Annotated in this window: 18 protein-coding genes; 13 read left to right on the forward strand and 5 right to left on the reverse strand. The window is 71.1% G+C overall.

Annotation, left to right across the window (positions count from 1 at the left end):
* Window position 1: 1 nt before the first annotated feature.
* Window positions 2–961, reverse strand: coding sequence for an ABC transporter substrate-binding protein (locus ACFPCV_RS18165; RefSeq protein ID WP_378057385.1), 960 nt, complete (start codon window positions 959–961; stop codon window positions 2–4).
* A gap of 162 nt (window positions 962–1123) precedes the next feature.
* Here ACFPCV_RS18165 and ACFPCV_RS18170 point away from each other — a divergent pair, with 162 nt between their 5' ends.
* From ACFPCV_RS18170 to ACFPCV_RS18200, 7 genes are read left to right on the forward strand one after another with little or no spacing between them, the layout of a single operon-like run.
* Window positions 1124–1771 (forward strand): CoxG family protein, encoded by a 648-nt coding sequence (locus ACFPCV_RS18170; protein WP_378057386.1) that lies wholly within the window; start codon window positions 1124–1126, stop codon window positions 1769–1771.
* A complete protein-coding gene (locus ACFPCV_RS18175; RefSeq protein WP_378057387.1) occupies window positions 1771–2586 on the forward strand; it encodes an FAD binding domain-containing protein in 816 nt (271 codons plus the stop codon). Before ACFPCV_RS18170 ends, ACFPCV_RS18175 begins: the two co-directional genes overlap by 1 nt.
* On the forward strand, window positions 2579–4873 hold the full coding sequence (locus ACFPCV_RS18180) for a xanthine dehydrogenase family protein molybdopterin-binding subunit (RefSeq protein ID WP_378057388.1): 2295 nt from the start codon (window positions 2579–2581) through the stop codon (window positions 4871–4873). The genes ACFPCV_RS18175 and ACFPCV_RS18180 overlap by 8 nt, the downstream gene beginning before the upstream one ends.
* Window positions 4870–5331, forward strand: coding sequence for a (2Fe-2S)-binding protein (locus ACFPCV_RS18185; RefSeq protein WP_378057390.1), 462 nt, complete (start codon window positions 4870–4872; stop codon window positions 5329–5331). The genes ACFPCV_RS18180 and ACFPCV_RS18185 overlap by 4 nt, the downstream gene beginning before the upstream one ends.
* Entirely contained in the window at window positions 5328–6050 is a 723-nt protein-coding gene (locus ACFPCV_RS18190; RefSeq protein WP_378057391.1) for an alpha/beta fold hydrolase, read from the forward strand. The genes ACFPCV_RS18185 and ACFPCV_RS18190 overlap by 4 nt, the downstream gene beginning before the upstream one ends.
* On the forward strand, window positions 6047–7474 hold the full coding sequence (locus ACFPCV_RS18195; protein WP_378057392.1) for a UbiD family decarboxylase: 1428 nt from the start codon (window positions 6047–6049) through the stop codon (window positions 7472–7474). The genes ACFPCV_RS18190 and ACFPCV_RS18195 overlap by 4 nt, the downstream gene beginning before the upstream one ends.
* Before the next feature lie 16 nt (window positions 7475–7490).
* Window positions 7491–8261: an IclR family transcriptional regulator gene (locus ACFPCV_RS18200; protein WP_378057393.1), complete on the forward strand. Its 771-nt coding sequence runs from the start codon at window positions 7491–7493 to the stop codon at window positions 8259–8261.
* A 120-nt stretch (window positions 8262–8381) separates the two neighbouring features.
* Here ACFPCV_RS18200 and ACFPCV_RS18205 read toward each other — a convergent pair whose 3' ends face one another.
* Both ACFPCV_RS18205 and ACFPCV_RS18210 read right to left on the reverse strand, forming a co-directional pair.
* Entirely contained in the window at window positions 8382–9854 is a 1473-nt protein-coding gene (locus tag ACFPCV_RS18205) for an arylsulfotransferase family protein (RefSeq protein ID WP_378057394.1), read from the reverse strand.
* A 5-nt stretch (window positions 9855–9859) separates the two neighbouring features.
* Window positions 9860–10936 carry a zinc-dependent alcohol dehydrogenase family protein gene (locus ACFPCV_RS18210; protein ID WP_378057395.1) on the reverse strand — a complete coding sequence of 359 codons (1077 nt, stop codon included), beginning with the start codon at window positions 10934–10936 and terminating at the stop codon, window positions 9860–9862.
* A 757-nt stretch (window positions 10937–11693) separates the two neighbouring features.
* Here ACFPCV_RS18210 and ACFPCV_RS18215 point away from each other — a divergent pair.
* The 4 genes from ACFPCV_RS18215 to ACFPCV_RS18230 all read left to right on the forward strand — a co-directional run bounded on the left by ACFPCV_RS18215 (window position 11694) and on the right by ACFPCV_RS18230 (window position 15339).
* Window positions 11694–12032, forward strand: coding sequence for a DoxX family protein (locus ACFPCV_RS18215; RefSeq protein ID WP_378057396.1), 339 nt, complete (start codon window positions 11694–11696; stop codon window positions 12030–12032).
* An 817-nt stretch (window positions 12033–12849) separates the two neighbouring features.
* Window positions 12850–13926: a damage-control phosphatase ARMT1 family protein gene (locus tag ACFPCV_RS18220; RefSeq protein ID WP_378057397.1), complete on the forward strand. Its 1077-nt coding sequence runs from the start codon at window positions 12850–12852 to the stop codon at window positions 13924–13926.
* Window positions 13927–14026: 100 nt separating this feature from the next.
* Window positions 14027–14659: an HAD family hydrolase gene (locus tag ACFPCV_RS18225; protein WP_378057398.1), complete on the forward strand. Its 633-nt coding sequence runs from the start codon at window positions 14027–14029 to the stop codon at window positions 14657–14659.
* 38 nt (window positions 14660–14697) lie between these two features.
* Complete coding sequence (locus tag ACFPCV_RS18230) at window positions 14698–15339, forward strand: DJ-1/PfpI family protein (protein ID WP_378057399.1); 642 nt, start codon at window positions 14698–14700, stop codon at window positions 15337–15339.
* On the opposite strand, the gene ACFPCV_RS18235 is transcribed toward ACFPCV_RS18230, so the two are convergent.
* Together ACFPCV_RS18235 and ACFPCV_RS18240 are read right to left on the reverse strand one after the other, a co-directional pair.
* Window positions 15265–16254: a DUF1295 domain-containing protein gene (locus ACFPCV_RS18235; RefSeq protein WP_378057400.1), complete on the reverse strand. Its 990-nt coding sequence runs from the start codon at window positions 16252–16254 to the stop codon at window positions 15265–15267. The genes ACFPCV_RS18230 and ACFPCV_RS18235 overlap by 75 nt on opposite strands.
* 209 nt (window positions 16255–16463) lie before the next feature.
* The gene (locus ACFPCV_RS18240; protein ID WP_378057401.1) at window positions 16464–17318 is read right to left on the reverse strand and encodes a siderophore-interacting protein; all 855 of its coding nucleotides are present in this window, start codon (window positions 17316–17318) and stop codon (window positions 16464–16466) included.
* 178 nt (window positions 17319–17496) lie between these two features.
* Between ACFPCV_RS18240 and ACFPCV_RS18245 the strand changes: the two genes are divergently transcribed.
* Together ACFPCV_RS18245 and ACFPCV_RS18250 are read left to right on the forward strand one after the other, a co-directional pair.
* Window positions 17497–18513, forward strand: coding sequence for a hypothetical protein (locus ACFPCV_RS18245; protein WP_378057402.1), 1017 nt, complete (start codon window positions 17497–17499; stop codon window positions 18511–18513).
* Window positions 18497–21037 carry a heavy metal translocating P-type ATPase gene (locus tag ACFPCV_RS18250; protein WP_378057403.1) on the forward strand — a complete coding sequence of 847 codons (2541 nt, stop codon included), beginning with the start codon at window positions 18497–18499 and terminating at the stop codon, window positions 21035–21037. The genes ACFPCV_RS18245 and ACFPCV_RS18250 overlap by 17 nt, the downstream gene beginning before the upstream one ends.
* The last annotated feature ends 72 nt before the right edge of the window (window positions 21038–21109 follow it).

Raw genomic sequence — 21109 nt, forward strand, 5'->3', positions numbered from 1 at the left:
GTCAGTCCGTCGACGTGACGAGCGCGTCGAGGTCGACGTCACCGGTGAAGCCGTCGGCCTCCTGCATCGCCTCCAGCCAGACCTGCATGTCCTGCCTGCGGATCTCGGTGGTGTAGGTCGGGTGTTTCGCCGCCTTGATCGTCGCGTCCGGCAGGCCCGTGTACTCCTTGAGCACCGCCCGCGCCTGCTCGTCGTTGCCCGCGATGAACTCCGCGGCCTCGTCGAGCGCGGCCCGGAAGTCGGTGAGCACCTCGGCGTTCTGCGCGGCGAAGTCCTGCGTGGCGATCCACAGGATGGCCGACAGCTCGGGCGCCAGCTCCAGGTACGGGTCGCCGAGGTCGGTCGCGTTCGGGTCGGCCAGGATGTTGGTGGCGAACGGCATCACGGTCTCGACCGCGTCGACCCGGCCGGCCGCGAGCTGGTCGGCCTGCGCTGGCCCGTCCACCTGGACGATGTTGACGCTCGCGGGGTCGACGCCCTCCTGCTTGAGCCACGCCTTGGTCGCGATGTGCAGGGTGCCGGTCTCGGTCAGCACGCCGAGCGTCTTGCCGGCCAACTGCTTGACGTCGGTGATCCCGGCGCTCTTGGACCCGATCACGAAGGCCGTCGGGTTGTCCTCGACGTCGATGGTCGCGCCGGACACCTGGGTGACCGGGATGCCCTGCTGCGCCGCGGCGATCACCGTGGTCGGCACGGACAGGGCGACGTCGAACGAGCGGCCGAGCGTGCCCGGCAGCGTGCCGATGTTCTCGACCTTCGTGAACTCCACGTTCAGGTCGTGCTTGTCGAAGATGCCCTCCGCCATGGCCACCTGCACGGGCAGCGCGGCGGCGTTGGAGTTGTGCGCGATGCGCAGCGTGCGGGGGTCGCCGTCGTCGGAGGCGGCGCCGGGGCCGGAGCCGCAGGCGCTCGCCAGCATGAGAAGGGCCGCGACGGCGGCAAGCTTGGGGGTGGTGGCCATGGGGAAGCTCCCTGGTCCTCTATACGACACTCATTGTCCTGTGGAGCGGATGCTAGGAGGGTGTTACAGGCCCGTCAAGTCCTGTTTCGTCCTGCTTGACAGTCTGTTACGGGAGACCTACTGTCCCGCTGACAGGACAAACAGTCTCGTATGGCGGTCTACATGAAACTTGCGTCCGAGTTCTCCGTCCCCGCGGCACCGGAAAAGGTGTTCCCGCTCTTCTTCGATCCGGAGGTCATGCGCGGCTGCATTCCCGGCTGCGAGGAGCTGGTGCGGGCAGACGAGGCGACCTACACCGGCCGGCTGGTCAACGAGGTCGCGCACGTGCGCTTCTCCGCGGGCTTCTCCGCGACCATCCAGTCCGTCGCCGACGAGGGGGAGGTCAAGGAGGTCGCGGCGCTGCTGAAGGGCGAGGACCGCAGGCTGGGCAGCTCCATCAAGATCGACGCCAGGCTGACGGTCCGGCCCGACGGTGACGAGAAGTCCGTGATCGGCTACCGGATGGACATGGCGCTGTGGGGCAAGCTCGGCCGCCTCGGCGAGCCGATCATCCGCCGTCGCAGCCGCGAGGTGGAGCTGGAGTTCGCCCGCTCCCTCGCGATCGCGTGCGGCGCCCCGGCCGAGGAGGTGCGGCCGAAGGAAAAGCCGCGCAAGCGAGTCGCGGCCACCGCGGTCAGCGCGGACACCCACGTCGGCGTCCAGCCCGTCGCCGCCCCGGCTGGGGACGCGACGACGCGGAAACTCGCCGTGGTCGCGACCGTCCTCTCCGCCGTGGCGCTGCTGGTCGCCGTGCTCAGGCGGAGGCGTTGATGGCCCAGCTGCACCGGCCGACCTCCCTCGACGAGGCCGTCGAGCTGCTGTCCAGTTTGGACAACCCGATGGTCTACGGCGGCGGCACGGCCATCCAGATCCTCGTCAAGCAGGGCATCCTGTTCGCCGACCACTTCGTCGACCTCGCCACCGTGCCCGGCCTGCGCGAGGTCACCGCCGACGACCGCGGTGTCACCGTCGGCCCCATGGTGTCGATCCGCCGCATGGAGACCGCGGCCCCGCCGCTGGCCGCCGACGCGTACCGGCACGTCGCGAACCCCCGCGTCCGCAACACCGCCAGCGTCGGCGGCAACCTCGCCCACGGCGACTACCGGCTCGACCCGCCGACCGCGCTGCTCGTGCTGGACGCGGTCGTGCTGGCCACGTCCGTCGAGGGCACCAGACAGATCCCGGTCCGCGAGTTCTTCACCGACTTCCAGGAGACCGCGCTCGAACCGGGCGAGCTGGTGTCCGGCCTGCGGATCCCGAACCAGGACCCGGGTGCCGGGTACCACTTCGAGAAGAACTCGTCGCTGGGGGAGAACGACTGGCCGTGCGCGTCGGCCGCCGTGCTGCTCGACGACCGCACGATCCACATCGGACTCGGCGCGGTCGCGCCGGTGCCGGTGTACGTGACCGCCGACATCGCCGGTCTCGACGACCAGGGCGCCGTGGACGCCGCCGTCGCCGCCGTCGAACCGGTGCTCGACCCGATCCCGGACGTCCGCGGCGGTGTCGAGTACAAACGCAGGCTCGCGCGGGTGACCGTCTCCGACGCCGTCCGCCGCGCGTGGAAGGACCGCAACCATGGGTGACCAAGTCGGTGAGTCCCGGCCCCGTTTCGACATGGCGGGCCGGGTGCGCGGGCTCGTCTCGCACGTCGGCGACCAGCCCGTCGGCACCGCCGCGCACGTCGCGCTGCACCGCAGCACCGCACCGCACGCGCTGATCAACGAGGTGCACGTCGACGAGGCCCTGGCCATGCCGGGGGTCTACGCCGTCGTCACCGGGCTCGACCTGTACAAGCAGCTCGGCGACCGCATCCTCACCGGGCCCGCGTTCGCCGACCAGCCAGGGCTCGCGCACGAGAAGGTCCGCTACGTCGGCGAACCGGTCGCCGCCGTGCTCGCCGCCGATCTCAAGACCGCCCGCGCCGCTGCCGACGCCGTGTGGGTGGACTACGAGGAGCTGCCGCCGGTCTACGACCTGACCGACGCGCTCGACGGCGACGCGTACGTGCACGACGAGCTGCGCCCCTCGTCGGTGTTCGGCGACCTCAGGCACCTGCGCGGGGTGCGCGACACCAACGTCAACTACGAGTACCGCCTGCGGCACGGGGACGCGGCCGCCGCCCGCGACGCCGGCGCCACCACGGTGACCGGTGAGTTCTGGGCGCCGCCCACCCACCACGTGCCGATCGAGCTGCCGTGCACGATCGCGTGGACCGACGCCGGGCGCCTGGAGATGCTGACCACCACGCAGACCCCGTCCTACGTCCGGCAGACCGTGTCCGACCTGCTGGACCTGCCGCTGTCCCGCGTCCGGATCACCACCCGGCCGCTCGGTGGCAGCTTCGGCGCGAAGATGTACGACCGGCTCGAACCCCTCGCCGCCGCGCTCGCGTGGACCACCGGGCGCACGGTCCGGCTCGTCGCGTCACGCGAGGAGTCGTTCCTGCTCACCACCCGCCACGGCGCCGGGGTCACCGCCAGCATGACCGCCGACGCCGAGGGCAACCTCGTCAGCGCGATCGCCGACGTCCGCTACGACACCGGCGCCTACGCCGACGTCGGCCCGCGCATCACCGGGAAGTCCGGCATGGTCGCGCCCGGCCCCTACCGGATCGCCAACGCGAGCGTGCGGTCCCGCTGCGTGTACACGAACAAGCCGTCGGCCGGGCCGTTCCGCGGGTTCGGTGTCCCGCAGGTGACGTGGTCGCACGAGTCGCTCATCGACGAGCTCGCCCACCAGCTCGGCGAGGACCCGGTTGCCTTCCGCCGCCGTCACCTGCTGCGTGAGGGCGACGAGGCGCCGATGGGCACGAAGATGCACAGCGCGGACTTCGTCGGCTGCCTCGACGCGGTCGCCGAGGCCATCGGCTGGGAACAGCCGGTCGACCGCGGCGACGGGCGGGTCAGGCGTGGCCGCGGGGTCGCCGTCGGCGTGAAGGCCGTGCTGACACCGACGATCGCGAACGCCGTGCTGCAACTGAACCAGGACGCGTCGGCCACGCTGCTGATCAGCACCGTCGACATGGGACAGGGCAGCGACACGATCATGGCGCAGATCGCCGCGGACGTGCTGTGCATGGACTCCGCGCGCATCCACGTCGTGCGCGCCGACACCGACGCCACCCCCTACGACACGATCACCGCGGGCAGCCGGTCGACCTACCACACCGGCAACGCCGTGCGGAAGGTCGCGGAAGCCATGCGTGCCAAGCTGATCGGCCTCGCCGCGCAGCGCTTCGACGCACCGGCCGACGAAGTCGTGCTCACCGAGGAGGGCCTGCGGCACGGGGACACGCACGTCACGATCCCCGAGCTGATCCACGGCCATTTCGGGGCGCGCGGCGCGACCGTCACCACCGAGGCCAACTACACGTCGGAATGGGTGCCCTACGACAAGGAGACCGGCCGCTCGGCGAAGGTCACCGAGCACTGGTTCGCCGGTGCCGTCGGCGTCCAGCTCACCGTCGACACCGCGACCGGCCGCGTCCACCTCGAACACCTGGCGGTCAGCGGGGACGTCGGTCGCGCGATCAACCCGAAGCTCGTGGAGCAGCAGCTCTCCGGCGCCGCGATCATGGGCATCGGGCACGCGTTGTTCGACCAGCTCGTGCTCGACCAGGGCCAGCTGATCAACGGCACGCTGCTCGACTACCAGCTGCCGTCCATCAAGGACCTGCCGGACAAGCTGACGCCGATCATCGTGGAGGCCCCGCACGACACCGGCCCGTTCGGTGCGAAAGGCGTGGGGGAGACCGGCATTCTCGGCGTCGCACCGGCGATCGCCAACGCCGTCCGCGACGCGCTCGGCGTCCGCATCACCACGCTGCCCCTCACGCCGGAGTCGATCGTCGCGGCACTGGAGGAGAAATGAAGCGGATCACCCTGGTCGTCAACGGTGTCAAGCACGTCGTGGACGTCGCCGACGACGCGCTGCTGCTCGACGTGCTGCGGGAGAAGGTCGGCACCACGAGCGTCCGCGAGGGCTGCGGTGTCGGCGCGTGCGGCGCGTGCACGGTGCTGTCCGGCGACATGAGCGTCTCCAGCTGCCTCGCGCTCGCCGTCCGCTACGACGGCGCCGAGCTGACCACCGCGGAGGGCCTCGACGAGAACGACGACGTCGTCTCGTCCTTCGTGGACTGTGACGCCGCCCAGTGCGGCTACTGCATCCCCGGTTTCGTGCTGATGTCCCGTGAGCTGCTGGCCGAGAACCCCCGGCCGACCGAGTGCGAGATCACCGAACACCTGGAGGGCAACATCTGCCGCTGCGGCACCTACCCGGAGATCAGGAAGGCGGTCGCCTCGGCGGCGGAACGGCGGTCCCCACGATGAAGGCACTGCTCCTGCACTCGCTCGCCATGTCCGGCGGGCTGTGGCAGCCACTGGTCGAGAAACTCACCGTGCCCGCCGTCGCCATGGACGCCCGTGGTCACGGCGAGTCCACCTGGGACGGTGCACCGTTCACCGTCGAGGACCTCGCCGCGGACGCGGCCGCGCTGATCGAGGCACGCGCCGACGGCCCGGTCGCGGTCGCGGGCATGTCGATGGGTGGCTGCGTGGCGATCGCTCTCGCGGGCACCCGCCCCGACCTGGTCGACCGGCTCGTGCTCGCGGACACCACCGCCGACTACGGCCCCGGCAGGACGACCGCGTGGGCCGACCGCGCCGACAACGCCATCCACAAGCCACGTGACCAGCAGCTCGCGTTCCAGGTCGACCGCTGGTTCTCCCCGGACTTCGCCGAGCGGAACCCGGAGGAGGTCAAGCGGGTCGCGGAACTGTTCCTCGCCACCGACTCGCGCGCGCACGCCCAGGCGTGCCTGGCGCTCGGCGCGTTCGACGGCACCGCGCTGCTGCCCGGCATCACCGCGCACACGCTTGTCCTGGTGGGTGAGCACGACTACGCCACCCCGCCCGCGATGGCCGGGGCGCTCGCCGGCGGCATCCCCGGCGCACGGCTGCACGTGTTCGAGAACGCCCGGCATTTCAGCGTGTTCGAGGCACCCGGGGCACTCGACCTGGTCGCCGGATTCCTGGAAGGACAACCATGACCGACCTGAGGTCGTGGCTGGCGAAGGTCGAGTCGTTCGGCGAGCTGCGGCACGTGCGGGGCGCGCACTGGGACACCGAGCTCGGTGCCATCGCCGAGCTGAGCTACCGCACACCCGAGCCGAAGGCGTTGCTGTTCGAGGACATCGACGGCTACGCGAGCGGCCGGGTGCTCACCGGCAGCACCGGCTCGCCGCGGCGCCTTGGCCACACGCTGAACCTCGGGGACGACCTCGACGACGCGGCCGTGGTCGCCGCACTGCGGGGCAAGCCGTCGGTGTGGGCGGCCACCGCACGCGACCACCCCACCGAGACGGTGACCGGCTCTCCCTTGCTGGACAACGTGGTCGATGGCCGTGACGTCAACCTGCTGGACCTGCCGGTGCCGCGCTGGCACGCGGAGGACGGCGGCCGGTTCATCGGCACCGGCTGCCTGGTGATCACGTGCGACCCGGAGACCGGGGACGTCAACGGCGGCTGCTACCGCATGGAGGTCGTCGAGGACGGCCGGTCCGCCACGGTCGCGGCGGTGCCGGGCAAACACGGCGCGCAGCACATCCGGCGCTGGTTCGACCGGGGTGAGAAGGCGCCGGTCGTGGTGTCGTTCGGGCACCACCCGGTGCTGCTGGTGACCGGCGGCACCGAGGTGCCGACCGGGATCTCCGAGCTGGAGTACGCGGGTGCGATCCTCGGCGAACGGCTGCCGGTGCTGACCGGCGAGCACACCGGGCTGCCGATCCCGGCGGGCAGCGAGGTCGCGATCGAGGGCTGGCTGTCACCGGAGCACCTGGCCGACGAGGGCCCCTTCGGCGAGTGGACCGGCTACTACTCCGGCAAACGGCGGCCCGCGCCCGCGCTGGAGATCGCGAAGCTGTACCACCGGGACGACCCGATCCTGCTCGGGGCGCCACCGGGGAAACCGCCGCACGACTACTCGTACATGCGCACCGTGATGAAGTCCGCGATGATCGAGGACGCGCTCACCGCCGCCGGGGTGCCCGGCATCCGGGGGGCGTGGGCACACGAAGCCGGTGGCGGCAGACTGTTCGTCGCGGTGTCGGTCGAGACACGGTACGCGGGGCACTCCAAGCAGGTCGGGCACCTGACGGCACAATTGCCCGCCGCGGCGTACATGAACAGGTTCGTCGTGGTGGTCGACGACGACATCGACGTCGCGAACCTGGACGAGGTGGTGTGGGCGATGAGCACCCGGTGCGACCCGGTGCGCGACATCGACATCGTCGGCGGCACGTGGGGCAGCAAGCTCGACCCGATGCTGGTCGACGGCGCGCCGCCGTACAACAGCAGGGCGGTGGTCGACGCGACGCGGCCATACGAGCGGCGCACCACGTTTCCGAAGGTGTCGACCGGGGATCCCGCTTACCTGGCGGCGGTGCTGGCAAAGTGGTCGGACGCGATCACATGAGGAATGGGGGCGGAAGGTGGCGAGTGACGTGCCGGCGGTGTCGTCGGCGGTGCGGATCCTGGAGCGGCTCGCGGCGCAGTGGCCGGCCGCCGTCGCGCCGAAGGACCTCGTCAACGAGCTGGGGCTGAACCGCAGCACCTGCTACAACATCCTGTCGACGCTGCAGCGCGCGGGCTGGGTCACCTCGACCGGGGAACGGTCCGGCTGGATGCTGGGCCCGAAGCTGCTGACGCTCACCGGGGTCACCGACGACATGACGGCGGCCATCGCGCAGCAGGAGATCGACGAGCTGGCGCGGCGGCTGGGGTTCGTCGTGTTCGTCGCGGAACCCGACGGCGCCGGTGGCTACGTGGTGACCGTGAAGGCCGAACGGCAGATGGGCGTGCGCGTGACCGTCGGAGTCGGGGAGGGGTTCCCGTTCTCCGCACCCGCGATCATGCAGGCGTACCTGGCGTGGCAGCCCCAGGACACGGTGGACGAGCTGGTGGACCGGTACGGGCTCAAGCAGTTCACCCAGCACACGGTCACCGACCGCGACGAGCTGCGGCGGGTGCTCGCGGAGATCCGCACCCGCGGCTACTCGACGAGCCTGCAGCAGTACGACATGGCGCAGAGCGGCGTCGCGGCCCCGGTGTTCGACCGGCGCGGGCAGGTGTCGCGGATGGTGTGTTCGCTGGCGTTCTTCACCGAACTGCACGCGGACAACGTCGGCCGCATCGGCACGCTGGTCAGCGACTGCGCCGACCGCATCACCGCCCGCTCCGGCGGGAAGCGGCCTACCCGGTAGGCCGCTTCCCGCCGGAGCGGGGGTAACGGCTGGCTTGTGCGTAGCGCCCGGGCTTGGTGCCCTGAAAGGCGCGTTTAGGGCGCTGATCGCCCTGAACGCGCCTTTCAGGGCATTTCACTGCTAGCCCGCGGTCCGCACCGGGACCGCGTCGGAGGTGCCGGTCGTGGTGCCCTGGGCGTCCAACGCCTCCACGCGCACGAACGCGGCGTCCCCGGTGAGTTCGACGGCGGTCTCGAAGCCGGTCTTCCCGGCCTCGGCGACCGGGCTCAGGTCTGTCGGCGACGGCCCGGCGAGGACCCGCCACCCGGTCACCTCGGTGGCGCCGTTCCAGCTGACGTGCACGGTGATCGTGTCCCCGTCGCCGGTCTCCGCGACAACCGAAGGCGGTTCGGCCGGCACGCCTGTCCATTCGGCGACGTGCGCACGGTAGGAGAAGATGTCCTCCGCGTAGGTCCAGTGCCGGACCACCGCACCGTCGGCGTCGAACTCGGTCAGGCTCGGCCGCGAACCCCACCCGGCCACGCTGTTGCCGTCGGGCAGGACCTGGAAGTTCGCCTGGCTCCCGCTGGTGTGGCCGTCGGGGTTGGCGAAGGCACTGACCAGCTCGGCTGTCCGGGCCTGCTGGTCGACGTCGAGCACCAGGCCCCGCGACGGCGGGCCCTCCCGGTCGTCGTCGGACGCGTTGTCCAGCAGGCTCACCCGGCCGTCGGGCAGCCACCGCGCATCGTGCTGCCAGGAGAACGCCACGTCCTCACCGAGCGTGAAGTCGCTGCGTTTGCCGCCCAGGCGCCACAGCACCTCGCTGGTGGCACGGTCGATCTTGTACAGCGCGTTCGTGTGCCGTGCCGAGACCAGCAGGTTCCCGTCGGCGTCCTCGTCGACCGAGTTGATGTGGAAGTAGTCGTAGGCGGCGTCCCGGTCCTCCGGAGCGGGTTCGTAGGACTCGTCGAGGCCGACGTGGTCACCGCTTCGCCACTCGAACAACACCTCCCCGGAAGCGATGTCGACCTCCTGCACCGCCCCGTCCCGCACCGACCGGTCGCCCGCGCGCTCCGGGTAGGACACCAGCAGCGCGGTCCCGCGCGGCGTGATCCGCATGTCGTGGAAGTCGGCCTCGGACAACCCGTCACCCGTCCGCACCGTCGCGACCTCCTGGTAGCTCTGGTCCAGCAGCACGTACTCGCCCACACCCCAGCCCCGCTCCGGCGACTTGCCGCGCCAGTAGGTGAGCACGGGTTGCCCCAGGTAGGACTGCACCGCCAGGTCGTTGACGAACACACCGTCGCCGTTGTCCTCGACCCGCATCACCCACACCGGCTCGGCGTCCTCGCCGAGGATGAGCGCATGCCCCTGGGGCTCGCCCTCGACGCGGTTGCGGATCCGGGTGGCCAGGAGGACATACCCCGGATCGGCACCGGCGGTCTCGGTGACCACGTTGATCACCGGCGGCGTCAGGTCGGGCCGGCTGACGAACTCCATCGTCGGCGACGGTCTCTTCGGCGTCTCGTCCTCGTCCACGGCAGGCGGGGCGGCGCAGCCACCCACCAGCAGGAACAGGACAACGGACAGCACCAGCCGCGACATGGTCCTCATGGCTATCACAGGACCACTCGATCTTCCAGTCGTGCACACCCGAAGACCGCTCGGAACGCGATGACGGTCATGCCCGGCTCGGTGGGCGGGTGATCCATCGCGGTGAGGGCGGCCGGGGCGTCTTCGATGCCGATGACCTTGCTGACCAGCAGGTCCGGGCGCAGTGTGCCGTCGGCGACGAGTGCGAGCAGCGGCGGGTAGTCCGCGGCCGCCATGCCGTGCGAGCCGTGGATCGACAGTTCCCTGGCGATCACCACGTCCATCGGCAGCGGGGCCGGGCCGGCCGGCAGCAGCCCGACCTGCACGTGCCTGCCCCGGCGGCGCAGGCCGCGCACCGACGCGGCCGCGGTGCCCGGTGAGCCGAGCGCGTCGACCGACACCGTTGCGCCGCCGCCGGTGAGCGAAGCGACCGTCGCGGCCGGGTCGGGGTCGGCGGTCGCGTCCACCGCGTGTGCCGCACCGAGTTCGGTCGCCAGTGCGAGTGCCGCTGGCGCGATGTCGACGGCGACGACCCGTGCGCCGAGCGCGACCCCGATCTGCACGGCCGACAGGCCCAGCCCGCCGCAGCCGTGCACGGCCAGCCAGTCGCCTGCCGCGAGGCGGCCGTGCGCGGTGAGCGCGCGATAGGCGGTGGCGAACCGGCAGCCCAGTGACGCGGCGGTCACGAAGTCCAGGGATTCCGGCAGTGCCACCAGGTTCGTGTCCGCGGCGTGGATCACCACCCGCTCCGCGAACGACCCCGGCCCGGTGAACCCCGGCTGTGTCTGGTGTGGACAGACCTGCGCGTCGCCGGCGCGGCAGTACGCGCAGCCGCCGCACCCGCACACGAACGGCACGGTCACCCGGTCACCGGCGCGCCGGCGGGTGACCCCGGCGCCGACCTCGGCGACGATCCCGGCCAGCTCGTGCCCCGGCGTGTGCGGCAGCGGCACTGGTTCGTGACCGCGCCACGCGTGCCAGTCCGACCGGCACACCCCGGTCGCCCGCACCTCGATCACCGCGCCACCGTCCGGAGCGACGGGCGCGGGCACGTCCGCCACCACCGGCGGCTCCCCGTAGGCGGAGTACACGACCGCACGCACTGGCCCTCCCGTTGTCGACCCGCGCCCAGCCTAGATGGATGATTCCGTGCAGATCACGTGAAGTGGCTTGGCGTACGGCCCCGTCATCAGGCACGACCCCACACCCCGGCGGTCGCCCGAGACGGGGGCGGGTCCGATGCCGTGAAAGGCGCGTTCACGGCACAACCGGTGCCGTCAATGGCACATTGACGGCGTTGAGCGCCGTGAACGGCGCATTGACGGCATCACGAATGCCGTGAACGCGCCTTTCACAGCACCAAAAGCCAGGGCGCTCCGCGCCCGGCCCGCGCACCGGGCCCGCGAAGCGGGGCGCTGCCTGCGCAACCCCGACGGTGGCGTAAGCCCACCCGAAAGGGCTCCCTGCCATCCCGTCGACCTGGCGAAGCCCGATCACACCGTGTCAAGGGGGGCCAAACACCCGAATCACAACACGCGGAAAATCGGCCCCCTTGGCGCGGTGTGATAGCCCCTGGGAGGTCGACGGGATGGCAGGCAGACCCGAACCCAACCGCAGCCCAACAACATCCCCCGCCACCTCCGAGACCTGCCCGTCCGGCGAGGACGAACCCACCACGCGAACCGGAGCCAGGCAACGCACCCGGACCGACCCGACCAGCACACGACGACCCACTCACACCGACTTCACGGAATCAATCATCTAGGTCCGTGACCGCCGCCACGTCCGGTCACACTCCCGTGCCGCCGCTGGTCAGCGAGATGACCGGCGCACCCGGCGCCGGCGGGAGAGGAGCACGTCATGTCCACAGCACACGTCGTCGTCAGCCTGGTCGCCGCCGCCATGGTCGGGTTCTCGGCCGGGTCCGTTCTCCTGCACGCGAAGTGGGTCGTCGGGCCGCTCGCCGACTACGGCGTGCCGCGGTCGTGGTGGCCGTGGCTGGGCGCCGCGAAGGCAGCGGGCGCGGCCGGTCTCGCCGCCGGTGTGTTCGTGCCGGTGCTCGGGGTGGTCGCGGGGATCTGCCTGGTGCTGTACTTCGCCTGCGCGATGATCACGGTCCTGCGGGCGCGTTTCTGGGCACACGTGTCCGCGCCCGTGCTGTACGTCGCGCCCGTGGTGGCGTCGCTGGTACTGACATGAGCGGTCAGTCGCCGAGCCGGAACAGGGCGGCGCCGCCCGCGGCGAGCTGGACGGTCACCTTGTCGGCGGACGCCGTGGTGAAGTCGGCGGCGCGGCCACGGCTCTGTGCTCGACACCGCATCGGCCTAGATGATTGATTCCGTGAAGATCATGTGAAGTGACATGCGCACGGCCCCGCCATCAGGCACGACCCCCACACCCCTGCGGAGCCCGACGGGGCGGGGCCGATGCCGTGAACGGCCCATTGACGGCATCCCGAATGCCGTCAACGCGCCTTTCACAGCACCAAAGCCCCGGGCGCTACGTGCCCCGGGCCCGCGAAGCGGGCCCCTGCCTGCGCAACCCTGACGGTGGCGCAAGCCCACCATAAAGGGGCTCCCTGCCATCCCGTCGACCCTGGCAGCGCCCGATCACACCGCGTCAAGGGGGGCCAAACACCCGAATCACATCATGCGGAAATCGGCCTCCCTTGACGCGGTGTGATAGCCCGTAGGGAGGTCGACTGGATGGCAGGCAGACCCGAACCCAACCGCAGCCCAACAGCATCCCCCCGCCACCCCCGAGACCTGCCCGTCCGGCGAGGACAAACCCCCGAACAGGCAACCCACCCGACCAGCACACGACGACCCACTTCACGGAACCAATCGTCCAGGCCCATGATCCCCAGTTGTCACCGTTCGGTCACTGCGCGGCAAGGTCCGCGGCGGGGGCGCAGAACCGGTGTGCCGGATGCCGGCCCGTGTGCCACGCTCAAGATCCTCAGGCGGGACGGACGTGCGATGAGGGACACCTACCGGGACTACGTGCGGAGGCTGCTGTGACCGCTGCCGAGATCACCGGCAACCCGCCAGGCTCGTTCGCGTGGGGTGTGCTGCACGACCGGCACCCCAGGCTGATCGCGCAGGTGCGGGACGGGCTGCCGTACCCGCCGGAGATCGGGCGCGCGCTCGACGAGCTGGCCGAGGAGATCACCGGCGAGATCCGCCCGCTGCCCGGCTGGGAGGAGTACGCGGGCCGCTCGTGGTACGACGTGCCGTTCCTGTGGGCCGAGAGTTGCTTCTACCGCAAGCTGCTGGTGGCGGTCGGCTACTTCGCGCCAGGGCCGTGGCAGGGCGTGGACCCGTTCGAGCCGGTGAAGTCGGCGGAGCTGCGCACCCCGGAGCTCGCCGACGACCTGGCCGCGTTCGCCACGCGCTCGGACGAGGACGCGCTGCTGACCGCGTCACTGTGGGGCAACCGCGCGGACCTCGGGTTCCGGTTGTCCGCCGGGCAGGCGGACGGGGACGGGGCGCTGCTGGTCGACCAGAGCCCGCTGCTGTGGTCGCTGCTCACCGACGCGGACACGGTGTGCGTGGTGGCGGACAACTCGGGCCGCGAGCTGGTGCCGGACCTGCTGCTCGCCGACCACCTGCTCGTGACGGGCCGGGCGGCGCGGATCCTGTTGCACGTCAAGCCCTGCCCGTACTACGTGTCGGACGCGCTGCTCACCGACGTGGTCGCCGCGTTGCGCAGGCTCTCCGAAAGCCACGACGCGGGGCCCCGTCTCGAGCGGGCCATGCGGGACGGGCGGCTCCAGGTGCGGGCCCACCCGTTCTCGTGCGCGCCGTGGTCGTACCACCGCATGCCACCCGACCTGGCGGCGGACTTCGCGTCGGCGACCGTCACGATCATGAAGGGCGACCTGAACTACCGCCGTCTCGTCGGCGACCGCCGGTGGGTGCCGACCACCCCGTTCGAGGAGGTCACGGCGTACTTCCCCGGCCGGGTCGCGGCGCTGCGCACCATGAAGTGCGACGTCGCGGTCGGCATCCCGGCCGATGCGGTGGCGCGCCTGGACGCCTCCGGTGAGCAGTGGCGCAGCAACGGCGCCCACGCGGTGATCCACGTGCGCTGACCACGAACGTGAGCCGCGGTGCCGTGAATGCTGGCTGTCGGCACTCCCACGGCCGGCCCGCCACGAACTACGCTGGTGGCATCGACGGGCTGGGGGCCTCATGCATGCTGAGGAACTGCTTGCGGAGTGCGATCACGTGCTCCTGGCGTTCGACGGGCCGGTGGCCGAGTTGCGGCCCGTCCCGGCCGCCGAGCGGCTGCGGGTGCTGATCGCCGCCGAGCGGCTGCCGAAGCGGGTGGCGCGGACCGGTGACCCGTTCGTCGTGCTCGCGCACGCCACCACCATGGGGCCCGCGACCGGGCGGGCGGTGTACGAGCACCTGTGCCGCATCGAGTTCGAACAGGCCGGCGGCGCGCGGGTCACCGACGGCGTCCGCGGCGCGCTGGCCACCCTGGCCGCCGTCGGCACGCGGGTGACCGTGATCAGCGGCCTGAACGCGGACGCGGTCCGCTCGTTCCTGGTGATGCACGGGCTGGACATGCACGTCCGCCACATCTCCGCCCGGTCCGGGCCGGACGCGGCTGGGCTGCCACCGGCCCCGGACCTCGTCGCCACGGCCGCGGGGGGCGACGTGTGCGTGTTCGTCGGCGCCACCCGTGCCGACCTGGCGGCCGCGCGTGCGGCCGGGGTCGGCACCCTCCGGTACCGGCGGCCCGGCGACGGCGAACCGCTGGAGCCGCACCGGAACCCGTGGTTCGCGGCCTTGTCCCAACCGGTGCGGCGACTACTCTGAGCACAGGCGCGTCCCGACGATTCAGTGGAGAACACCGCATGCGCATCGCGATCCTGCTCTTCGACCGGATGGCCGCGTTGGACGCCATCGGACCGTACGAGGTGCTGCGCTACAGCGAGAACGCCGAGGTGGTGTTCGTCGGCAAGCAGAAGGGTGAGGTGCGGGCCGGGCAGGGCACCCTCGGGCTGGTCGCGGACGCGGCGCTGGCCGACGTGCGGGAGACCGACGTCGTGCTCGTGCCGGGCGGTCCGGGGCAGGTCGACCTGATGACCGACGACGAGGTCCTTTCGTGGCTGCGGGCGGTCGACGAGACCAGCACGTGGACCACGTCCGTGTGCACCGGTTCGCTGGTGCTCGCCGCGGCCGGGTTGCTGAAGGGGCGCAAGGCGACCACGCACTGGCTCGCGCAGGACCAGCTGCCCGCGTTCGGTGTCGAGGCGACCGACGAGCGGGTGGTGTTCGACGGCAAGTACGTGACCGCGGCCGGTGTCTCGGCGGGCATCGACATGGGGCTCGCGCTGATCGACCGGATCGCCGGGAACGTCGCCGCGCAGGCGATCCAGCTCGGCCTCGAGTACGACCCGCAGCCGCCGCACGACACCGGCTCACCCGGGAAGGCGCCCGAGCCGCTCGTCGCCTCCATGCGGGAGAACAGCCGCTTCTTCCTCCAGGAGATCTGAGGGCCGTTTCCTGCGCGGGCCCGGGAAGAACCGGTTCACCTCCGCCTGGTACCGCCGGTACGCGGGGCGCTTGAGCACGCTGTAGTGCTCTGCGGGGACCGCACCGGAGTAGTACACCATCACCGTGTAGATGGCCCGCACCAGGAACAACAGGCCCACCGCGACGATCACCCACGGCACCACCGGCGACCGGTCCCACAGCGCCACCACCGACGGCACGGCCAGCAGCACCGCCGCGCACCACTGAACCCACTGGCCGAAGTAGTTGGGGTGCCTGCTGTAGCGCCACAGCCCGACGTCGCACACGTCGCGGCGTTCGGTCGCGTACCCGCCGAGGAACCGGTTCTTCTGCACGTCCGCGACGGTCTCGTACACGTACGCCGCGAACCACAGCACGATCGCCGCGATCTCGACGGGGTGCAGCCCGCCCCTTGGGTTGGTGGCGATGACGATCGACGGCAGCGCGAAGTAGGACATGTTCGCGGTCGCCTGCACGCTGATCTCGTACTGCAACGAAAGCCGTTCGCTGCGCAGGCCCGCCTTCTCCCACACCAGCCGCTGGTACTGGTAGCGCGGGAACTCCTCGGTGAGCCAGCCCGGTTTCACGACCAGGTAGCCCCAGTACATGAGCCGGGCTCCGGCGAGCGTGAACATGGTCGCCGCCGCGACCGTCAGCGGGGTCAGCTCCTCGGCGAACACGAAACCCTGGACCCCGAGCGCCAGCACCCCCGCCGGCCACGCGAAGTCCACATAGGACATCCGGTTCGTCCGCCACGCCGGGACGCACGCCGACGGCACGAAGATCGCCACCTGGACGAGCACGTTCCACAGCGCGAACGCCCGCGTCGCCGGGTTCGCGACCAGAGCACCGAGGCAGATCAGGACCGAAACACACCACACGACTCGCTCACGCACGCTGCGCCTCCTCATCGGGCTCCCGACGTTAGGACCGCGCCGTCGCACCCCGGTGGCACGCCACATGAGTGCCGCACCGGCGACACCGCCGAGTGCCGTGAATGGGCCGTTCAGGGCGCTGAGCGTCCTGAACGCGCCTTTCAGGGCATCAGCCACCCGGGGACCTGCCCGTCCGGCGAGGACACGCCCATCAGAGGGGCAACACCGATCTAGCTCGGCTGGTCCTGCTCGGCCTCCACCTCGCGGTTCCAGTCCTGCTTGGTGGCCTGCCAGCGGTCCTCGTCGTGGCCGGTGCGCCAGTACCCGGAGATCGACACCTGGTCGCGGGGGATGCCGCGCTCGACCAGCAGGAGCCTGCGCAGCTCCTTGACGAAGGCCGCCTCGCCGTGGACGAACGCCTGCACCGTGCCCGGCGGGAAGTCCAGGTCGGTGACCGCGCGGACGAGTGCCGTGCCGACGGGTGCGCCGCCCCGGTGCAGCCAGTTGATCGTGGCGTCGCCGGACGATTCGAGCTTCTGCTCCTCCTCGGGCCCCCTGACCTCGATGAACGCGTACGCGCGGGCGCCGGTCGGCAGGTTCTCCAGCGTGGCCGCGATCGCGGGGAGCGCGCTCTCGTCGCCCGCGAGCAGGTGCCAGTCGGCGTCGGGGGAGGGCGCGTAGGCGCCGCCCGGGCCCATGAACCGGATCTCGTCGCCCGGCCCGACGCCGGCCGCCCACGGGCCCGCGATGCCCTCGTCGCCGTGGTGGACCACGTCGACGGTGAGCTCACGGGTGTCGGCGTCCCAACGGCGCACGGTGTACGTCCGCATCCTCGGCCACTGCTCCCTCGGCAGCTCCGTCCTGATCCGCTGCATGTCGAACGGCTCGGGGTAGGTGACGCCCTCGGGCGGGAACAACAGCTTGACGTAGTGGTCGGTGAACTCGCCCGCGGTGAACTCGGCGAGGCCGTCGCCGCCCAGCACGACCCGCGTCATGTGCGGGGTGAGCCGCTCCACACGGGACACCCGTGCGAGCTTCGTCCTCGGGGTCCTGCGGTTTCGCGTCCCTGTGCGTGCCTCTGCCATGCGTCGATGGTAACCGTCCTGGCAGCGTGCGCGCAGTGTCCGGTAACTCACCGCTGGGAGCCGGTCTTCCCTGTCTCTATTCGCGCTGGAACCGGGTCGTTCGACGTGGACCGGCCATACCTCCCCTGCGTATGGTCCGGACAGGTCCCACCCTGTTTGTCCACATAGGACGGTTGTGATGAAGACGCTGACCAAACTCGGGGCATTCGTGGTCGCCCTGGTACTGGTGTTCGCGAGTGCCTACGTGGTCGGTCGTGTCGTCGGCCCGCCGCCGACGGAGGCGGCCGCCGCACCCGCGCCCGCCGCCGCCGCGCCCGACGAACACTCCGGTCCCGGCGGTCTGATGCTCTCCGCGGAGAGCATGACCCTGAAGGTGCTCAACGAGACCTTCACCGCTGGGAAGGAGGAAATTCTCGCCTTCCAGGTGCAGGAACGGGAGGGTACGCCGCTGATGCAGTACAAGGCACAGCACGACAAGCTGATGCACTTGATCATCGCGCGGCAGGACCTGTCCGGTTTCCAGCACATCCACCCGAATCTCGGTGCCGACGGCACGTGGCGGATCCCGGTGACGTTCCCGGAGGGCGGCACGTACCGGATCTTCGCGGACTTCTTCCCCGGCTGGGGCATCCACGGCACGACGCTCGGCACCAACGTCCAGGTGGCAGGCAACTTCGCGCCGAAGCCGCTGCCCGCGCCGTCGAACACCGCGACCGTCGACGACTTCACGGTGACGCTGAGCGGCAAGCTCGTTCCCGGCGAGTCGAGCAAACTCACCATGCACGTCTCGAAGGACGGCAAGCCGGTCACCGACCTCGAGCCGTACCTCGCCGCCTTCGGTCACCTGGTGATGCTGCGCGACGGCGACATGGCCTACATCCACGTCCATCCGGACGGCTCACCAGGTGACGGCAAGACCGCGCCCGGCCCGGAGATCGTGTTCTACGCAGAGGCCCCGTCCTACGGCCCGTACCGGCTGTACCTGGACTTCCAGCACCAGGGCACGGTCCGCACCGCGCAGTTCACCGTGAACGTCGAGGGTCCGAACCCGCCGCCGCACGGCCTGACGCCGGAGGTGTTCGAGCAGGCCAAGGCCACCAACCTGGCGGGCGGCAACAGCGCGGCGCCGGGTGGCGCGAGCAGTGGCGCTGGCGGCGGCAGCACGGGAGGTGCGACGCATGGCCACGGAGGCTGACCAGGTAGAACTCGTCATCGGCGGCATGACCTGTGCGTCGTGTGCCGCGCGGGTCGAGGCGCACCTGAACGAGATCGACGGGGTGTCGGCGACGGTCAACTACGCCACCGAGAAGGCGAAGGTGACGCACGCGTCGCCGGTGTCGGTGGCGGACGTGGTCGCGGCGATCGAGGAGATCGGCTACACCGCGAAGCCCGTCGCGCGCCCGGCGCCGCGACCTTCGCAGGCGGGCCAGGTCGAGCTGGTCATCGGCGGCATGACCTGCGCGTCGTGCGCCGCGCGGATCGAGGCGCACCTCAACGAGATCGACGGGGTGTCGGCGACGGTCAACTACGCCACCGAGAAGGCGAAGATCGCGCACCCGCCGTCGATGCCGGTGGCCGACATCGTCGCGGCCATCGAGGAGATCGGCTACACCGCGACGCGGCCCGCGCAGCGGAAACCGGCGGTGTCCGAGGTGGACAGCGCGCCGGAGGAGGACGAGCACGACACCGCGCTGCGGGCCGCCCGCAACCGGGTGCTCATCGTCGCCGTGCTGACGGTGCCCGTCATCGCCATGTCGATGATCCCGAGGTTCCAGTTCGAGTACTGGCAGTGGGCGTGTCTCGCCCTGTGCGGGCCCGTGGTCGTGTGGGGCGCGTTCCCGTTCCACAAGGCCGCGTTCGCGAACCTGCGCCACGGCGCGGCCACCATGGACACGCTGATCTCCGTCGGCACGATCTCGGCGTTCCTGTGGTCACTGTGGACACTGTTCCTCGGTGACGCCGGCATGCCAGGGATGAAACACCCGTTCCGCATCACCATCGAGCGGACGGCCGGCGAGGCCAACATGTACCTCGAGGTGGCGGCCGGGGTGACGCTGTTCATCCTCTGTGGACGGTACTTCGAGGCACGCGCCAAACGCCGGTCCGGCGCAGCGCTGCGTGCCCTGCTCTCCCTTGGCGCCAAGGACGTCGTGGTGCTGCGCGGCGGGGTCGAGGCCACCATCCCGATCACCGACCTCGAGGTCGGCGACCGGTTCGTGGTCCGTCCCGGGGAGAAGGTCGCGACCGACGGTGTCGTCGAGGAGGGCTCCTCCGCGGTCGACGCGAGCATGCTCACCGGCGAGTCGGTGCCCGTCGAGGTCGGTGCGGGCGACGAGGTCGTCGGCGCCACCGTCAACGTCGGCGGACGGCTCGTGGTGCGCGCGACCAAGGTCGGCTCGGACACCCAGCTCGCCCAGATGGCGCGGCTCGTCGAGGACGCGCAGAACGGCAAGGCGAAGGTGCAGCGGCTCGCCGACCAGGTGTCGGCGGTGTTCGTGCCCGGTGTCATCGGGCTCGCGCTCGCCACGCTCGGCTACTGGTTCGGCGCCGGTGAGTCGGCGACGGCCGCGTTCACCGCCGCGGTCGCCGTGCTCATCATCGCCTGCCCGTGCGCGCTCGGTCTCGCGACGCCGACGGCGCTGCTCGTCGGCACCGGCAGGGGCGCGCAGCTCGGCATCCTCATCAAGGGGCCGCAGGTGCTGGAGTCCACGCGCAAGGTGGACACCGTGGTGCTGGACAAGACCGGCACCGTCACCACCGGCGAGATGTCCCTCGTGGACGTCGTGGCGGTGGACGGCGTCGACACCGACGACCTGCTGCGGCTGGCGGGCGGGCTGGAGAACGCCTCCGAGCACCCGATCGCCCGCGCCATCGCGGCAGGCGCACGGGAGCGGGTCGGCGACCTGCCGGTACCGGCTGGCTTCGCCAACGAGGCCGGGCTCGGCGTACGGGGCACCGTGGACGGTCACCAGGTGGTCGTCGGCCGCGCCGCGCTCGCCGGGGATCTGCCGACCGAGCTGGTGGCGGCGCGGGACACGGCCGCCGCCGAGGGCCGGACGTCGGTCGTGGTCAGCTGGGACGGCGTGGTGCGCGGGCTTCTCGTCGTGTCCGACACCGTCAAGCCGACCAGCGCGGACGCGATCCGGCAGCTGCGTTCGCTCGGCCTCACCCCGGTGCTGCTCACCGGCGACAACGAGGCCGTCGCGAAGGCGGTCGCCGCGGAGGTCGGCATCACCGAGGTGATCGCCGAGGTGCTGCCCGCGGGCAAGGTGGCGGAGGTCAAGCGGCTGCAGGCGGAAGGCCGCGTGGTGGCCATGGTCGGCGACGGCGTCAACGACGCCGCCGCACTGGCACAGGCCGACCTCGGGCTCGCGATGGGCACCGGAACGGACGTCGCCATCGAGGCGGCGGACCTGACGCTCGTGCGTGGCGACCTGCGGGTGGTCGCGGACGCGATCCGGCTGTCCCGCCGCACGCTGGGCACGATCAGATCGAACCTGTTCTGGGCGTTCGCCTACAACGTCGCGGCGATCCCGCTCGCGGCAGGCGGCCTGCTCAACCCCATGCTCGCCGGGTTGATCATGGCGGGCAGCTCGGTGTTCGTGGTGTCCAACAGCCTGCGCCTGCGGACCTTCACCCCGCGCTCCGGCGCCGACTTACCGGAGAAACCGGTTCGTCCATCCACTGTGGAGAAGAGGCCCATGGTCACGGCGTCCTGATCGTCAGCCGACGTGGGTGGTGTGGCCGCGACGACGGCCACACCACCCACGCATGTGTCCACATCGATCAGG

The organism is Actinophytocola glycyrrhizae (assembly GCF_042653545.1).
In the GTDB taxonomy this organism is placed as follows: Bacteria; Actinomycetota; Actinomycetes; order Mycobacteriales; family Pseudonocardiaceae; genus Actinophytocola; species Actinophytocola glycyrrhizae.

Bases quoted from the DNA above. Each gene is read 5' to 3' on its own strand.
- ACFPCV_RS18165 (WP_378057385.1), bottom strand. From the start codon at position 961: ATGGCCACCACCCCCAAGCTTGCCGCCGTCGCGGCCCTTCTCATGCTG.
- ACFPCV_RS18170 (WP_378057386.1), top strand. From the start codon at position 1,124: ATGAAACTTGCGTCCGAGTTCTCCGTCCCCGCGGCACCGGAAAAGGTG.
- ACFPCV_RS18175 (WP_378057387.1), top strand. From the start codon at position 1,771: ATGGCCCAGCTGCACCGGCCGACCTCCCTCGACGAGGCCGTCGAGCTG.
- ACFPCV_RS18180 (WP_378057388.1), top strand. From the start codon at position 2,579: ATGGGTGACCAAGTCGGTGAGTCCCGGCCCCGTTTCGACATGGCGGGC.
- ACFPCV_RS18185 (WP_378057390.1), top strand. From the start codon at position 4,870: ATGAAGCGGATCACCCTGGTCGTCAACGGTGTCAAGCACGTCGTGGAC.
- ACFPCV_RS18190 (WP_378057391.1), top strand. From the start codon at position 5,328: ATGAAGGCACTGCTCCTGCACTCGCTCGCCATGTCCGGCGGGCTGTGG.
- ACFPCV_RS18195 (WP_378057392.1), top strand. From the start codon at position 6,047: ATGACCGACCTGAGGTCGTGGCTGGCGAAGGTCGAGTCGTTCGGCGAG.
- ACFPCV_RS18205 (WP_378057394.1), bottom strand. From the start codon at position 9,854: ATGAGGACCATGTCGCGGCTGGTGCTGTCCGTTGTCCTGTTCCTGCTG.
- ACFPCV_RS18215 (WP_378057396.1), top strand. From the start codon at position 11,694: ATGTCCACAGCACACGTCGTCGTCAGCCTGGTCGCCGCCGCCATGGTC.
- ACFPCV_RS18225 (WP_378057398.1), top strand. From the start codon at position 14,027: ATGCATGCTGAGGAACTGCTTGCGGAGTGCGATCACGTGCTCCTGGCG.
- ACFPCV_RS18230 (WP_378057399.1), top strand. From the start codon at position 14,698: ATGCGCATCGCGATCCTGCTCTTCGACCGGATGGCCGCGTTGGACGCC.
- ACFPCV_RS18240 (WP_378057401.1), bottom strand. From the start codon at position 17,318: ATGGCAGAGGCACGCACAGGGACGCGAAACCGCAGGACCCCGAGGACG.
- ACFPCV_RS18245 (WP_378057402.1), top strand. From the start codon at position 17,497: ATGAAGACGCTGACCAAACTCGGGGCATTCGTGGTCGCCCTGGTACTG.
- ACFPCV_RS18250 (WP_378057403.1), top strand. From the start codon at position 18,497: ATGGCCACGGAGGCTGACCAGGTAGAACTCGTCATCGGCGGCATGACC.